Consider the following 16,142-nt stretch of genomic DNA (forward strand, 5'->3'; position numbering starts at 1 on the left):
AAATGGGCGCATTATCGAAACGTGCTATCGGGGCGGCATTAATGGATCAATATATCACCCTTTTTGCTTGTCCAATCTGTCAGCGATCCATGCATGTCTATGAGCAGGGGAGATTGGTTTGTGCTTCTAACCATTCCTTTGATATTGCGAAACAAGGCTATGTCAATATGCTGACACATAGCGCCGCTTCTAAATATAGTAAGAGCCTTTTTGAATCCCGCAAGGCTGTTATTGATAGTGGGATTTATGATGCTGTAGAAGCTCGAATCGGTGAGCTTATAAGCTCTGCAAAAACAGTGCTTGATACTGGTTGTGGAGAGGGCTCACATTTAGCTCGCATTATGAATGATAGGGAGCATGGTATTGGCGTTGGAATTGACATAGCGAAGGAGGGCATTTTGGCTGCAGCACGTCATTATCCTCAACAAATTTGGTGTGTAGGGGATTTAGCTAAAAGTCCATTTGCTCAAGCGAGTTTCGATGCCATTTTAAATATATTATCGCCAGCAAATTATGAGGAGTTTAAACGACTTCTTACACCGAATGGCTGTCTTGTGAAGGTTGTACCGCAAAGTGGTTATTTGCGGGAACTGCGTGCTCAATTATATGCAGATTCAAACAAGGAAACTTACTCTAATGAACAAATTGTAGCTCGTTTTCAAGATAGTTTTCGTGAGGTAAACGTAGAACGCGTAACTTATACTTTACCGCTTTCAGAAGAGCTAGTACCCGCGCTATTAGAGATGACACCAATGGGGTGGCATAAAGCAGAACAAACAGCCGTTGAACTAAATCAAATCACGATTGATGTGGATCTATTAGTAGGGAAGGTTTAAGTTGGTCACCTGCAATTGCAGTATACTGGTCTTTTCGATTACAATGGGAATAACTATTGAATAAGGTAGGAATGTAACAGTGTATAAACTAGCAGCAAATGTTGTCAAAGTAATATTAAAATTAATGGGTTCAAAGGCTCGTGTATACGGAGAAGAAAACTTGCCGAAAGAGGGTGGGTTTATTATAGCTTGTACACATACCGGCTATGTTGATATTTTAAACCTTGGTGTAGCCATGTACCCTCGTGAAATTCACTTTATGGCGAAGAAGCAATTATTTGAAATGAAAGGGCTTGGCTGGCTTGTTAAGCATTTAAATGCTTTTCCGGTAGACCGTGATAATCCTGGACCAAGCGTGATTAAAATTCCTTCGCAGTTATTGAAGGAAGGTAAAATTGTAGGGATTTTCCCCTCTGGGACACGTAGTGCAGAAGGAACAGATTTAAAACAAGGGGCTATTACCATTGCACAGTTGGCAAAGGCGCAAATTGTTCCAGCTGCTTATGTTGGTGCACGTAATGTGGGCGATGTAATGAAGCGAGGTAAAGGCTATTTAATTTATGGTGAGCCATTTTATGTAACAGGCAAGGGTAAAGAAGGTCGTGAGCAGTTTACTCAACACCTTGAGCATGAATTAGTTGCTTTAACAGAAGAACTACAAAAACGTATTCCCGTAAAATAAAAGCAAATGGCACTCAGAATCAAATTGATTTTGAGTGCTTTGTTGTAGGAGGAAAATAAAATGATTCGAGTACTTTTCGTATGTTTAGGTAATATCTGTCGCTCACCCATGGCTGAGGCGGTCATGCGCGACTTGGTGAAGAAAGAGCATTTAGAAGATAAGATTGAAGTGGATTCCGCTGCTACCAGCTCATGGCATATTGGTGAACCTCCACATAGAGGTACACAGGATAAGCTTAGGGAATATGGTATTTCTACAATAGATATGCAAGGTCGACAATTACAAAAGTCAGATTTTGAAGAGTTTGCTTATATTATTGGAATGGATGAAAGCAATATTCGTAATATCCGTACAATACTAGGCCATCCAAACTCGCCAAAGATTTTTCGTTTTTTAGAATTAACAGCGCATCGCAAGGATGTCCCGGATCCTTATTATACAGGTGATTTTCAGGAAACCTATGAATTGGTGCAAGAAGGTTGTCAGGCATTACTAGCAAAAATTAAACAAGAGCTGTTGTAAGATGGCGCTAAAATCGTAAATTTTAACAGCCATTTTTTTTAGAAAAATGCTACCTTAAACATTGGTATATCTAGCTTTGTAAGCATCATTGTGTTATTATTTGCAGAGTAAAGATACGATAAGTATTTAATTACCATTTACAGATATGCAACTGCGTATCTATTATTTTTATAAATTTATCTTTTGAAAGAGAGTGGAAACAATGGGTCGTAAGTGGAACAATATTAAAGAAAAGAAAGCGTCTAAAGATCAAAGCACAAGCCGTATTAATGCAAAATTTGGGCGAGAAATTTATGTGGCAGCTAAATCAGGCGAACCAGATCCAGAGTCAAACCGTGCACTTAAAGTAGTGCTTGAACGCGCAAAAACATACAGTGTTCCAAAACATATTATAGAAAAAGCCATTGATAAAGCAAAAGGTGGCGGTGATGAAAGCTTTGATGAATTACGTTATGAAGGCTTTGGACCAGCCGGCACAATGATTATCGTGGATGCTTTAACAAACAATGTAAATCGTACAGCATCTGATGTACGTGCAGCATTTGGCAAAAATAACGGCAATATGGGTGTCAGTGGATCTGTAGCTTATATGTTCGATTCAACAGCAGTTATTGGTTTAGAAGGTAAAACGGCTGATGAAGTACTAGAAATTTTAATGGAAGCTGATATTGATGCTCGCGATATTTTAGAAGAGGAAGAAGCGGTAATTATTTATGCAGAGCCAGACCAATTCTTTGCAACACAAGAAGCATTAAAGGCTGCGGGCGTAGAAGAATTTACAGTAGCAGAGCTTTCTATGTTGCCTCAAACAGAAGTGACTTTAACTGGCGACGATGTAGCGAAGTTTGAAAAACTAATTGATGCATTAGAAGATTTAGAAGATGTACAAAATGTTTTCCACAACGCAGATTTAGGCGAATAAACCATTAACAAAATGAGTAAACCAGTAGCATTTAAGCTACTGGTTTTTAATTAGGGAGGAAAAGATGCAGACTGCTTTAGCCATTATTTTATTTTTAGTCACATTATTTTTTGTCATAGTACAACCACGAAAACTATCAATTGGCTGGTCAGCCTGTATAGGAGCAGCTATTGCACTATTAATAGGTGTAGTAACCTGGCATGACGTGTTAGAGGTAACGGGGATTGTTTGGAATGCAACGCTATCATTTATTGGTATTATTTTAATTTCCCTCATCTTAGATGAAATTGGCTTTTTCGAATGGGCGGCTCTACATATGGCACGACTTGCAAAGGGAAGTGGAATTCGCTTATTTGTTTATATTAGTTGCCTTGGAGCTGTTGTATCGGCTTTGTTTGCGAATGATGGTGGTGCTTTAATACTAACGCCGATCGTTTTAGCGATGGTGAGAAAACTGAACTTGAGTGAAAAAATGATCTTTCCATTTATTATTGCAAGTGGATTTATAGCAGACACAACCTCCTTACCTTTCGTTATTAGCAATTTAACGAATATCGTATCAGCTGACTTTTTCGATATAGGCTTTATAGATTATGCAGTTCATATGTTTGTACCAAATTTCTTTTCGTTAGTGGCAAGTATAGTAGTACTTTACCTTGTTTTTCGTCGTTCCATTCCACAACATTATTCTCTTGCGGCAGTTGAGCAACCAAGTCAGGCAATCCGAGATCCCAAATTATTTTCGATCGCTTGGTATGTGATTGGGATTCTATTAGTGGGCTTCGTAGCTGGTGAGGTTTTACACATCCCTGTATCTTTTATTTTATGTTGGGTCGCTGCAATATTCTTATGGCTAGCACAGCGTAGCTCTGTGGTAGATACAAAAAGAGTTGTAAAAGGAGCGCCATGGAATATTGTGTTCTTCTCAATTGGCATGTATGTGGTTGTCTATGGGTTAAAAAATGTAGGAATGACAGGAGTGTTAGCAAATTTATTTGAACTAGCTATACAACAGGGCTTCGTAGTTGCAACGATGACGATGGGGTTTGTCGCTGCCATTTTGTCTGCTGTCATGAACAATTTACCTACTGTTATGATAGATGCTTTGGCAATTTCAGAAACAAGTGCATCGGGCATGATGAAAGAGGGGCTGATTTATGCAAATATAATTGGTACGAATTTAGGTCCAAAAATGACTCCGATTGGCTCACTGGCAACATTGCTATGGCTTCATATATTAGCCCAGAAAGGCATTAAAATTAGCTGGGGACAATATTTTAAAATCGGTGTTATTCTTACCATTCCGACACTGTTCGCCACTTTAATGGCATTAATTATTTGGATATGCTTAATATCATAGATTTATTGTCGAAATAGTTGAAAAAATAGTACAATAGGAACTACTAAGATATTAGTATATCAGTATATTAAAGGAGGAAAGTATGCGAGCGACAGGCAAATTAAGCAATAAAATAGTGTTAATGTCATTGGTAATGTTAGTGGCTTTGTTATCTTTTTTCGTTATAACAACAATCTACACAGCAAAATCATCTGTTAATAAAACCATGGGAACACAGGCAGTTGCAGTTGCTGAGAATATTGCAAAACATCTAAATGCTGCTGAATATGAGCAACTCTCAAAAGAACCAAAAGAATCTGAGTTATATTGGCGACTTCGAGAAGAGCTCAACGAATTACGTGAAATAAATGGTGTTCTCTATGCCTATACTTTTGCAGTACCACAGGAAGATAAAAAGGTACGTTTTTTAGTGGACGGTATGCCAGCAGATGATCAAGAAAATGCTGGAGCTATAGGAGATGAATCCTCCACCACATACTACAAGGATATTGAAAAGGTAAAGAATAATGGAAGTTATTATTCCGCTATTTTACATAGTGATTTTGGAGATTATTTATCTGGTACTGTTCCATTAAAGGATGAGGCAGGGAATATTGTTGCCTTTGTTGGGGTCGATATAGAAGCAACAGAGGTAAGCAATGTTGCGAATGCCGTATTAACGGCTATTTTACCTACATTAATTATTGTCATATTAGCTTTAACTGGTATTGTTATGTTCATCCTATATCGTTATATTAATGGGGCATTAAAACCCCTTGCACATTTAGGTGTTGCAGCACAAAGTTTTGCTCAAGGAAATATTGCTAAGGCAACGATAGAGGTGGAGAAAATTCAGTTAAAAGGAGCAAATGAAATTACAATATTTGCACAATCCTTCAGAGAATCACTACAAAAATTAAAAGAAACTTTCCATACGATTCAACAACGCACATTTGCTTTACAAAATGTTGTTCAAAAAATTGATGAGACTTCTCAACATGTGGAAGAATCAAACGCTCAAATTGCAGATCGAATTGTCGAAATTGCTGCTGGTAGTGAGCAACAGCAGCAAAATAATCAAGAGGTTGTATTAACTATGAATGAGATGTCAATTGGTATTCAACGACTGGCTGATACAACTTCAGAAATTGCAGAGTCATCATCAGCAATGACAGGACTTGTGGAAACAAGTGTTAGTCATTCTCAAGAAGTTGTATCTCAAATTCAAAACGTAGAATCTTCTGTTTTACGTACGGCTAATCATGTCGAGGAGATGGGTGATAAGTTCCGCTCAATTGAAGAGATGGTAACCATCATTACGAGTATTGCGGATCAAACCAACTTACTGGCTTTAAACGCTGCAATCGAAGCAGCAAGAGCTGGAGAAGCTGGTAAAGGATTTGCGGTCGTGGCAGATGAAGTTCGTAAACTTGCAGAGATGTCTAAAGCATCTGCTGACGAAATACACATGCATTTAGAAAGCTTTAAGAAGATTACCGATCGAGCATTACAGGAGATGGCTAGTAGTACCATAGATGTACAGACAGGCAATAAAGCAGTGCAACACATAGGTGAAAATCTAGAGAAAATATTGCAATCTGTCCTTGAGGTGAATAATAAAATTCAAGATGACTCTGCTGTAATTGAGGAAATGTCAGCAGGCTCTGAGGAAGTATTAGCTACTACCGAACAGATGAATGCCATTGCGAAGCATAGTGTCCTAGGAACAAAGGAAGTAGCAACTGCCTCAGATTTACAAGTAACCATGGTTTCTGAATTAAATGAAGTTGTAACAATATTAGATCAAACATCAAAAGAGGTTATAGAAACGATTAATACATTTAAATTATGATTAGCTTAGAACTATTTCTCTATAAGCTTATGTCTTGTGGAGAAATAGTTCTTTTAATTTTTGGCATTTAAAATTTAACTGGAGGTTAGCATAAAGGCATGAAAACAAACCATATTAAGGGAAATTAGAAAATAATTTGTGCTTTACCCATTGTGAAAACTTTCAAACCATAACATAATAGAAAGTAATATATTGTTGAACGAAGAAAATAGGGGGGCTAAAGTATGAAGTTTTTACGTTCAATACAGGGGAAATTGATTATTATTTCATTGTCACTACTAATTATTCCAAGTTTAATAATTGGTATAGTTAGTTATGGTAAGGCTAAGAATGGGATGGAGGATATAGGAGAGCAGGTACTTTACAATAGTGTTGAATCTGCTTTGCAATTAATCGAGCTCGCAAACGAGAGTGTTGAAAAGGGTGACATTCCCTTAGAGGGTGCACAGGAACGGGTACGAGAAGCATTTCTTGGTCCGAAAGATAGCGAAGGAAAACGGCCTATTAATTATCCTGGTGATTTAGGGGAATATGGCTATATCTATGTGTTGGATGATAAGGGAACATTAACAACACATCCAACACGAGAAGGAGATAATCTTTGGAATGACCAAGACAGCAGTGGCAATTACTTTATTCGAGAAGTAACTGAAAAGGCACTTGATGGTGGTGGTTTTACACAATATGAATTTGAACTACCAGGTCAGGATGTCTTAGCAGATAAAATTATTTATTCTGAGAAAGATCCATATTGGGGATGGATTATTGCATCAGGTACATATATGCAGGATTTTAATGCAGAGGCGAATTCTTTATTGCTAGTAATTGGTTTGACATTAGTAGGTGCCGTCATTATAGGGACGATCGTTGTCATTCTAGTATCAAGACATCTGGCATTACCAGTTCAAAAGTTATCTAAACGTGTGCGTGAAGTAGCAAAAGGGAATTTAACGGTTGAAATTGAGCATTTACAGCGCTCGGATGAAATAGGACAGTTGAATGATGGCTTTAATGAAATGGTACATCAACTTAAAACACTTATTTCAGATGTGGAGGAAGCGATTGTAGAAATACAATCAACTTCAGCAAACTTAACCGCAGTAGCCGAAGAGACAAATGCCTATGGTGATGAAATAGTCAAAGCAATCAATGAAGTATCCAAGGGTGCAGTCAAGCAAGCCTCTGATGCAGAGGATACAAACCGAACGGCTATCGAGTTTGCGCAGCAAATTGAAGGGTTGCATGATAAAAATGAATCAATGTTAGATGCCTCACAGCATATGAAAAAATCAAATGAAGAAGGCCTAGTTAATCTAGAAAGCTTAAAGGATAAGTCGCGGGAATCTTCAAATCTTGTTCAGAATATTCAGTCTGTATTTGGTAGCTTAATTGTCAAGGTACGTGAAATTGAAGGCATCGTGGGGACGATTACAGAGATTTCAGATCAAACGAATTTACTTGCACTTAACGCCTCTATTGAAGCAGCAAGAGCGGGTGAACATGGTAAAGGATTCGCTGTTGTCGCGGAAGAGGTACGTAAACTTGCTGATCAAACCTCTGTAGCAACTGAGCTAGTACGCACGACGCTAAAAGGCATTGAAAGTGAAACAAACTTAGTCAATGATGAAATGCAGAAAACCCATATCATTGTAAGTCAACAAAATGATTCTGTCATGGTAACAGAATCATCCTTTAAAGAAATTAAATTAGCTGTTGAAAAAATCATAGCCATTATAGGCGATACGACAGATAGTGTAGAATATTTAAATAGCTCTAAGAATACGATTATGCATTCGATTGAAAGCATTGCGATGATTAGTGAAAAGAATGCAGCTGCGTCTGAAGAGGTAACAGCATCTGTAGATGAGCAACAACGCGCAATACAACTCGTTAGCGAATCTTCCAATGATTTAACCGATGAAATAACTGCCTTACAGGAGTCTATTAAACGATTTATATTGAGATAATATCTTTCAGGGTGCTTGGTTAACAAGCATCCTTTTCTTTTTATCATCGTTAATAAAAGGAAAAGGAGGGATGATTTGTGAGAAGATGGTTGATGACAGTTGGTGTTATTTTAATCGGTAGTGGAATCGTTCTTTATATTTGGCTGGGAAAAGAAATTGATCAGGGGATGGAACCGAATGCCAATGGTTCAGCGGATTATATGATTATATTGGGAGCAAAAGTAAGGCCAGGTGGTGTACCATCGCTTTCATTAAAAAGTAGATTAGAGGTGGCTGTTCCATACTTAACAAAATACCCACATGTTAAGGTCATTGTGTCAGGTGGACAAGGACCTGATGAAGATCGTACAGAGGCATCTGTAATGCAAGACTATTTGGAACAGCATGGCATCGATGCCACGAGAATTATCATAGAAGACCAGTCTACATCTACTTATGAAAATTTAGTTTTCTCTAAAGAATTATTACCAAAAGAGACAAAGAAAATTACCATCGTTTCAAATGACTTTCATTTGAAGCGTGCAAAATATCTTGCTGAATCGTTAGATTTTGAAGTAGATGTCCTATCAGCAAGAACACCAAAATCAGTAGAAGCAAAATTAAGAATAAGAGAAAGAGCTGCGTTATTAAAAACATATATTGTGGGCTATTAAAACAACAACGCCATTAAATTTAGGAATTGCTTCTTTCTCAAAAAAATCATGACAACAGAAAAGAGATAATTGTTTCTTAATAGATTCTATTTGGCATATAATAGAAATATTACGGGGTATAGGACAGAAAGAGGGGACTTTAATGACAACGTTTAAAGAATATCAATACAGCCGTCCAAATGTGGCATCGATGAAAGAGCAGCAATTAGCACTCATTGAACAATTTAAACAAGCACAATCGATGGACGAGCAAAGTAATATCATTGAAAAGCACAATGCAATTAGTAATGACTTTGCGACTATGGCTAATTTAGTATATATTCGTGCTTCAATCGATACGAACGATGAATTTTATCAAGCAGAACGTGATTATTTCGATGAAGTAGGTCCTGAGCTAGAAGAAGTAACGACGGAATACTATAAAGCTTTAATTGATTCACCATTTCGTGAGCAATTAGAAGAAAAATGGGGCCAACAATTATTTGATCTAGCAACTTATCAAATTAAAGGCTTCTCACCAGAAGTTATTGATTTGATGCAAAAAGAAAACAGACTTGTTTCTGAGTACAATAAGCTTGTTGCATCTGCACAAATTGACTTTAATGGGGAAACATTAACGCTCGCTCAACTTGGTCCATTTGCAGAGTCAACGGATCGAGAAACACGTAAGGCAGCAACGGATGCTCGTTTTGGCTTCTTTGCACAGCATGAAGATGAATTCGATCGTTTATATGATGAACTTGTCAAGGTACGCCATGAAATTGCAATTAAACTTGGCTATAACAACTATGTTGAACTAGGCTATATTCGTATGAATCGGATTGATTACAATGCTGATATGGTTAAAAAATTCCGTGATCAGGTACGTGATTTAATTGTGCCTGTTGCAACGAAGCTTTACGAGCGTCAGGCAAAGCGAATTGGCATTGAAGATTTTAAATTTTATGATGAAGCACTTAACTTCTTATCAGGTAATGCTACACCAAAAGGGAATCCTGAGTGGATTGTAGCAAACGGTAAAAAAATGTATGAGGAGCTTTCACCTGAAACAGGAGAATTCTTTAATTTCATGATTGACCATGACTTAATGGATCTTGTAGCGAAGAAAGGGAAAGAAAGTGGCGGTTACTGTACGTTTATTGAAAACTATCATTCCCCATTCATTTTCTCAAATTTTAATGGTACTTCAGGTGACATCGATGTATTAACACATGAAGCTGGACATGCTTTCCAGGTTTATTCAAGTCGTAACATTGGCATTCCTGAGTATTTATGGCCTACCTACGAATCTTGTGAGATTCACTCGATGAGTATGGAATTCTTTACATGGCCTTGGATGGAGCTGTTCTTTGAAGGTGATACAGAGAAATATAAATTTACACATTTAAGTAGTGGTCTTTTATTCTTACCATATGGTGTGGCAGTAGATGAGTTCCAGCATGTTATTTATGAAAATCCAACAATGACTCCTGCTGAACGTAAAGCTGCATGGAAAAAAATTGAGGAAACGTATTTACCACACCGTGACTATGATCATAACAGTTACCTAGAGGCTGGGGGCATTTGGCAACGTCAGGCTCACATCTATGCAAGTCCGTTCTACTACATTGATTACACGTTAGCACAAATTTGTGCCTTCCAATTCTGGAAACGTTCACGTGAAGAATTTGAAGCAGCTTGGAAAGATTATATTCATCTTTGTGGTTTAGGTGGCTCTATGTCCTTTACAAAGCTTGTAAAAGAGGCAGGTTTAATCTCGCCATTTGAGGATGGCTGTGTTGAATCGGTTATAGGAGAAATTGAGACATTCTTAAATTCCATAGATGATTCTTCTCTATAATGGATGACTTAAATTCGTTTCACTTCCACGATAACTATTATTGTGGAAGTGAGCGAATTTTTTAGTTTGTCAGAAGAGTTCTGTAAAAAAATACTAGGATACTTGCGAAATGGTTAATATATCAGTAGTATTTTCAGTAACTGCTATTAAAGGAAGTGAAAGAAAGTGACAAGGAAAGTTTGGTTTCAAGTAGGAGTAGGGATACTACTTACACTATTAATCATTAAATATTTTATAGAAATTCATTGGATTTTTTCACCGCTTGTCATCATATTAAAAGCCATTTTTGTGCCTTTACTACTTGGTGGTGTTCTCTATTATGTGACGGAACCAATTCAGAGATTTTTAGAAAAACGTAGATTTCCTCGATGGGGAAGTATATTGACGATTGTGTTCGGACTAATAGCAATGATAGGTATTTTTGGGTGGATTATTGGTAACCCGATTGCCGAGCAGGTCAATAAATTAGTGAAGAATGCCCCTATGATTAGTACGAGTATTAGTACGAGCATCCAGCAACTAACAGAATATGTAACGCAAAATAAGGATAACTTCCCCGAGCAATTAAATGATGTTATCGAAAAAATGGCGAATTCGGTACAAGATATTGCAGTGGTGGCGAGTAAAGGATTTGTGTCCTTTTTACAATCCATTGTATCTGTGTCGTTATTAGCCATTTTAATTCCATTCTTCTTTATTTTTATGCTGAAGGATCACGAGAAGTTTGCTCCATCCATCTATAAATATTTCAGTGGTGAACGTCAGCAATGGGTAAAGAAAACATTAAGTGAGATTGACGATGTATTACGTACCTATATTCAGGGCCAACTGCAAATTAGTTTTTTATTAGCACTAATAATGTATGTAGGCTATTTAATTATCGGATTAGACTATTCGTTATTACTAGTGATTTTTGCATTCTTTATGAATATGATTCCATTTATCGGGCCTTGGATTGCCTTTGCACCAGCCCTGATTGTGGCAGTTATTCAAGATCCAATTTTAGTGGTGTGGGTTTCGGTTGTGACGCTTGTTGCTCAGCAAATAGACAGCAACTTTATTACACCTAATGTCATGGGGAAATCACTTGATATCCATCCCCTTACCGTTATTACAATTATTTTAGCGGCAGGTAATATAGCAGGTTTTATTGGTATTATTATCGCTGTACCATTTTATGCAGTCTTAAAGGTTATCGTATCCAATATTTATGATCAACGTAATGCGATTAAGAAAAAAGCGACGAAGTCAGTATAGGAGTCGAAACAATGGAACAAGAAATTGTAAAGGTATTTAATGAACAGCATGAGCAAATTGGGACAGCTACGAGAGCGGAAGTGCATGAAAAAGGGCTTTGGCATGAGACTTTTCATTGCTGGCTTGTAAATGAAGATTATATTTATTTTCAAGTACGTAGTTCGCAGAAAAAGGATTATCCAGGGTTACTCGATATTACAGCAGCAGGGCATCTTTTAGCGATTGAGACAGTAGAGTCAGGCATTCGAGAAGTAAAAGAAGAATTAGGACTCAACATTGATGTCCATGAGGTTGTCAAAATGGGCATGACCTCTTGTAGTATCGTTTCTGAAAATATGATCGACAATGAATTTTGTCATGTCTACATATATCCTTTCAAGCATGATTGGGATTCCTTTGCTTTGCAGTATGAGGAAGTATCGGGTGTAGTAAGAGCGAGGCTAAATGAGGCAGAGGCTTTCTTCTTGGGAGAAACGACGACACTTAATATAGAAGGGTATGAATATTTCCCTGATGGTCAACGTGTGAGAATTGTCAGACCAGTAGGTACTGCACAATTTGTTCCGTATCGGGAATTGTATGTTGCACAGGTGATAAAATTCACACGTGAAAAAATAGTTAATCAAACCTCATAAATTTAAATAGGATAAGCTATAATATTAGCTTGTCCTATTTTCTTGCGCAAAAATGATTTAGAAACGACACGATATAATAGGAAAAAATGAGTTATACTGTTAGATAGATTGTAAAGAAAAGGAGCATTTTTTATATGCTAACATTTGAACAAAAACAAGTGATTATTGAATCGTTTTCTGAGCTAACAAAAAAAGAAGTTTCTTTAAAGCGCCTAAATTATCATTATATGGACAGTCTTTATGAAAAAACGATTGTAGTTGAGAAATTACATCCAAATGGCAATGGCTTTGTCTTTGTGGGAGATTTATTACGCTATGAGAATGAGGCTAATGATAAAGGATTAGTAAATATCCGCGATTACGATGAACAACAACTTCGTGAAATTATTGAAGACGCAATCCAATATTTATCTGAAGAAGTAGAAGAGCAGGAGCCAATTGTAGAGATTTGGCATAGTAGAGATGGTAGTCAGTTACAGCTAGCTTTTGAGCAACGTTCTTGGAACGTGTATCATGGAGACAATCTGGAAGAGGCATTTGGTACGTATGAGGCAGCAAAGGAATATTTACTAGAAGAAGGCTTTCGTACAAAGAAATAAGAAATACGGGGGATCATGTTAGATGAACGGAAAAAAATTAGTGGGAATTGTTATTGTTGTTGTGATTGCTGCATGTTTATTTTCAGTTTATACCATTACTAATTTTTATAAAAACCACGAAGAACAGCCAAATCGTGAAAATCGTGAAATTAATAAGTCAAAGAGCTTGAATTTAATTTTGCCACAAGCTACAATTATCTCGAATTCAAGATAATTGAGAGGTGACTGTCAGTGCAACATATTTATTATAAAGGTACAGACGAAACGAAGCCGACATTATTATTGCTACATGGTACAGGTGGTAATGAGGAAAGTCTTATTGGGCTGGCAAAGGAAATAGATGAAACAGCCAATATTTTAAGTGTTCGCGGAAATGTACTCGAGCATGGAATGCCACGTTTTTTCCGTCGATTAGCCGAAGGTGTCTTTGATATGGAGGATTTAATTTTTCGTACAAAGGAGCTTCATGAATTTTTACAGACGTCAGCACATCAATATGGCTTTGATCGCCAACGAATTGTAGCAATAGGATATTCGAATGGTGCTAATATTGCAGCAAGCTTATTATTCCACTACGATGATGCGTTAGCTGGAGCTATTTTGCATCATCCAATGGTACCAAGGCGTGGTATTGAATTACCGCAACTTTCTCCAACACCTGTGTTTATCGGTGCGGGTACGAATGATCCGATGTGTACAGCACAGGAATCTGAGGATTTAGAAACCCTTTTAAGTGCTGCAGGTGCAACAGTAACGACGAAATGGTTTAATTTTGGTCATCAACTAACAATGCCTGAAGTACAAGCAGCAAAAGAATGGTATAACAGTATCTACGCTTAATTGAAAAATCCACCTCCGTTTATAAGGGAGGTGGATTTTCATTATGTTATTTACTTTTCTTTGAGAAAGGAAGCCACCAGTTCCAATCACCAAATAGCTTCATGAGACTAGGCACAAGCATAAGACGAATAATCGTTGCATCAATAGCGACAGCAATAGCGATACCCACACCAATTTGCTTCACAGGCATGACATCTGTGAAGGCAAATGCACCTGTAATAACAATCATGATAAGCGCTGCCGATGTAATTATTCGGCTAGTGGATGTTAAGCCATCAATTGTTGCACGCGTATTATCGGAGCCCTTTAAATATTCCTCTTGGATACGAGAAATTAAAAAGACTTCGTAGTCCATACTTAAGCCAAAAACAAGACAAAAAACAATAACTGGAATGATTAGTACAATGGAGCTTGCTTCAATACCAAAATGACCATATTGGAAAATATAAACGAGTATACCGAATGCAGATGAAAGCCCAATAATGTTCATGATTATTGCCTTTAACGGAATTAAGATAGAACGGAATGCCAACATTAAAATAAAGAATGTGGAAACGATAATAATCGCTATAGCTAAAACAATTTTATTAGCAATTTCATCAAAAATTTCTTGGTTGAATTTAGCTGGTCCACCAAGTGCAAAATCCACGCCCAGGTCTTTGTCCATCCATGTTCGGGCAAATTTTTGAGCTGTAGAGGAAGAACCTGCTGCATCAATTGTAATGGGGACAAATAGCTGTGTATCCTTCGAGAATGAATTAATAACAGGTTTTAATTGTTCTGCAACCTGTGGAATAGCTAAAGAAGCAGAAAGCTCCTCTGGTGTTTGAATGTTAGCAGCTGTATAAATAGTCGAAACATTAGTCACTAACGGGTCCTTTAATAGCTTTTCTTGAATAGTATAAATTAGCTCTCTACCCTCAGTATCCTCCCAGCCACCTTTTCGTTCAGCTAACAAATATAATGTAGAGGATTCACCTAGTCCAAACGTTTCATCTAATTTATCGTATGCAGCACGTGCATCATATTTCGTAGGTAAGGAGTCCACCTGTGGAATGGTTAATTGGATATCCTTTAAAGGGATCATGCCAATGCCTAGTAATAATAATGCTGAAATCACTATAGCTACTGGATGTTTCATGACAAAACCTGCAAAGCCACGCCAACGATTTGCCCCACCTGGTTTAACGCGTATTAAGCGCCATTTATTAAGTCTATCTCCTAATAGCATCATAGTGGCAGGAAGTAATGTTAAGCCAGAAAGAACGGCTAACAGGACGACTATAGTGCCTCCTAGGGCGATATTATGAAAAATTTCTACATCAATGACAATCATCGCACCTAAGCCAATCATGACACAGACTGCGGAGAAAATGATAGAACGACCTGCTGTCTGAATAGCAGTTTGAATGGCTTGAGTAATAGAAGTATGTGTGCGTTCTTCTCGGTAACGATTAATAAATAGCAACGCAAAATCAATACTTAAAGCCAGCCCAAGCATTGGAACAATATTTAAGACGAAAATAGATAGATTTACATTAGCACTGAGCAGTGTCATCATACCAAATGCGGTAATCACTGTCACAACACCAATGATGATTGGCAAAATAGAAGCAACAACTGTACCAAATGCTAATAAGAGAACCACAATGGCAATTGGCAATCCAATGGCCTCAGCTGATGCCAAATCCTTTTGACTAGCAGTATTTATGTCGGCAGAAATAACAGGCCCTCCAGTGATACTAATACCGTCTTTTTCAATCAATGAACGGAATTCCTCAACAATGTCAGGAAGGTTTTCTACATCGTTCTTTATGTGAACCATAGCATAGGCAATGCCATCTTTCCGTAAAGAGGAGTCTTCTAAAGGTGATTGAATAGAATGAATCTCTTTTATGTTATCTAATTTTTTTAAAGTGTCTTTAATTTGCTGATCTTCAGCTGGATCAAAGACAACCAAAATCGTATTAGATGGTAAATCAAATTTTTCTGCTAGCTCGTTGGTAACATAGTTATGATCTGCTTCGACAAAGAAACCATCACCTTGAAGTTTGCCTGGAAGCTGTAAAGCAAAGTACGCCATTGCTAGAAAAATAATAAGCCATATGACTACGATTGCTTTCGCATGTGCTGTAATAAAAGCTGAAAAAGTTTTCATAGTTGTTTATACATCCCCCTTTTCAATTAGTGTAAAGGAT

At 37.4% G+C, this 16,142-nt stretch carries 15 protein-coding genes; 14 read left to right on the forward strand and 1 reads right to left on the reverse strand.

The window, feature by feature from the left end:
- Positions 1-2: 2 nt before the first annotated feature.
- The 14 genes from RCJ95_RS07670 (at position 3) to RCJ95_RS07735 (ending at position 13,944) form a co-directional block, all read left to right on the forward strand.
- Positions 3-836 (forward strand): putative RNA methyltransferase, encoded by an 834-nt coding sequence (locus RCJ95_RS07670; protein ID WP_313150365.1) that lies wholly within the window; start codon positions 3-5, stop codon positions 834-836.
- 79 nt (positions 837-915) lie between these two features.
- The gene (locus tag RCJ95_RS07675) at positions 916-1,518 is read left to right on the forward strand and encodes a lysophospholipid acyltransferase family protein (protein WP_048394163.1); all 603 of its coding nucleotides are present in this window, start codon (positions 916-918) and stop codon (positions 1,516-1,518) included.
- A 60-nt stretch (positions 1,519-1,578) separates the two neighbouring features.
- A complete protein-coding gene (locus RCJ95_RS07680; RefSeq protein ID WP_313150367.1) occupies positions 1,579-2,040 on the forward strand; it encodes a low molecular weight protein-tyrosine-phosphatase in 462 nt (153 codons plus the stop codon).
- Positions 2,041-2,242: 202 nt separating this feature from the next.
- Positions 2,243-2,962 (forward strand): YebC/PmpR family DNA-binding transcriptional regulator, encoded by a 720-nt coding sequence (locus RCJ95_RS07685; protein ID WP_004231899.1) that lies wholly within the window; start codon positions 2,243-2,245, stop codon positions 2,960-2,962.
- Positions 2,963-3,026: 64 nt separating this feature from the next.
- Positions 3,027-4,322, forward strand: a complete 1,296-nt coding sequence (locus RCJ95_RS07690; protein WP_313150368.1) for an arsenic transporter — start codon at positions 3,027-3,029, stop codon at positions 4,320-4,322.
- A gap of 82 nt (positions 4,323-4,404) precedes the next feature.
- Positions 4,405-6,153, forward strand: a complete 1,749-nt coding sequence (locus RCJ95_RS07695; protein ID WP_313150369.1) for a methyl-accepting chemotaxis protein — start codon at positions 4,405-4,407, stop codon at positions 6,151-6,153.
- A gap of 224 nt (positions 6,154-6,377) precedes the next feature.
- Positions 6,378-8,120 (forward strand): methyl-accepting chemotaxis protein, encoded by a 1,743-nt coding sequence (locus RCJ95_RS07700; protein WP_446722099.1) that lies wholly within the window; start codon positions 6,378-6,380, stop codon positions 8,118-8,120.
- 92 nt (positions 8,121-8,212) lie between these two features.
- On the forward strand, positions 8,213-8,773 hold the full coding sequence (locus RCJ95_RS07705) for a YdcF family protein (RefSeq protein WP_221681818.1): 561 nt from the start codon (positions 8,213-8,215) through the stop codon (positions 8,771-8,773).
- 142 nt (positions 8,774-8,915) lie between these two features.
- Positions 8,916-10,613, forward strand: a complete 1,698-nt coding sequence (locus tag RCJ95_RS07710; protein WP_048394174.1) for a M3 family oligoendopeptidase — start codon at positions 8,916-8,918, stop codon at positions 10,611-10,613.
- 165 nt (positions 10,614-10,778) lie between these two features.
- Positions 10,779-11,870 carry an AI-2E family transporter gene (locus tag RCJ95_RS07715; protein WP_446722100.1) on the forward strand — a complete coding sequence of 364 codons (1,092 nt, stop codon included), beginning with the start codon at positions 10,779-10,781 and terminating at the stop codon, positions 11,868-11,870.
- Between the two features lie 11 nt (positions 11,871-11,881).
- A complete protein-coding gene (locus RCJ95_RS07720) occupies positions 11,882-12,505 on the forward strand; it encodes an NUDIX hydrolase (RefSeq protein WP_202342262.1) in 624 nt (207 codons plus the stop codon).
- 134 nt (positions 12,506-12,639) lie between these two features.
- The gene (locus RCJ95_RS07725; RefSeq protein ID WP_221681506.1) at positions 12,640-13,104 is read left to right on the forward strand and encodes a hypothetical protein; all 465 of its coding nucleotides are present in this window, start codon (positions 12,640-12,642) and stop codon (positions 13,102-13,104) included.
- 22 nt (positions 13,105-13,126) lie between these two features.
- Positions 13,127-13,318 (forward strand): hypothetical protein, encoded by a 192-nt coding sequence (locus RCJ95_RS07730; RefSeq protein ID WP_004231917.1) that lies wholly within the window; start codon positions 13,127-13,129, stop codon positions 13,316-13,318.
- Positions 13,319-13,335: 17 nt separating this feature from the next.
- Positions 13,336-13,944, forward strand: a complete 609-nt coding sequence (locus tag RCJ95_RS07735; RefSeq protein ID WP_312130526.1) for an alpha/beta hydrolase — start codon at positions 13,336-13,338, stop codon at positions 13,942-13,944.
- A gap of 46 nt (positions 13,945-13,990) precedes the next feature.
- On the opposite strand, the gene RCJ95_RS07740 is transcribed toward RCJ95_RS07735, so the two are convergent.
- Positions 13,991-16,102 carry an MMPL family transporter gene (locus RCJ95_RS07740; protein WP_257520690.1) on the reverse strand — a complete coding sequence of 704 codons (2,112 nt, stop codon included), beginning with the start codon at positions 16,100-16,102 and terminating at the stop codon, positions 13,991-13,993.
- Between the last annotated feature and the right edge of the window lie 40 nt (positions 16,103-16,142).

Source organism: Lysinibacillus sp. BSL11 (assembly GCF_052928325.1).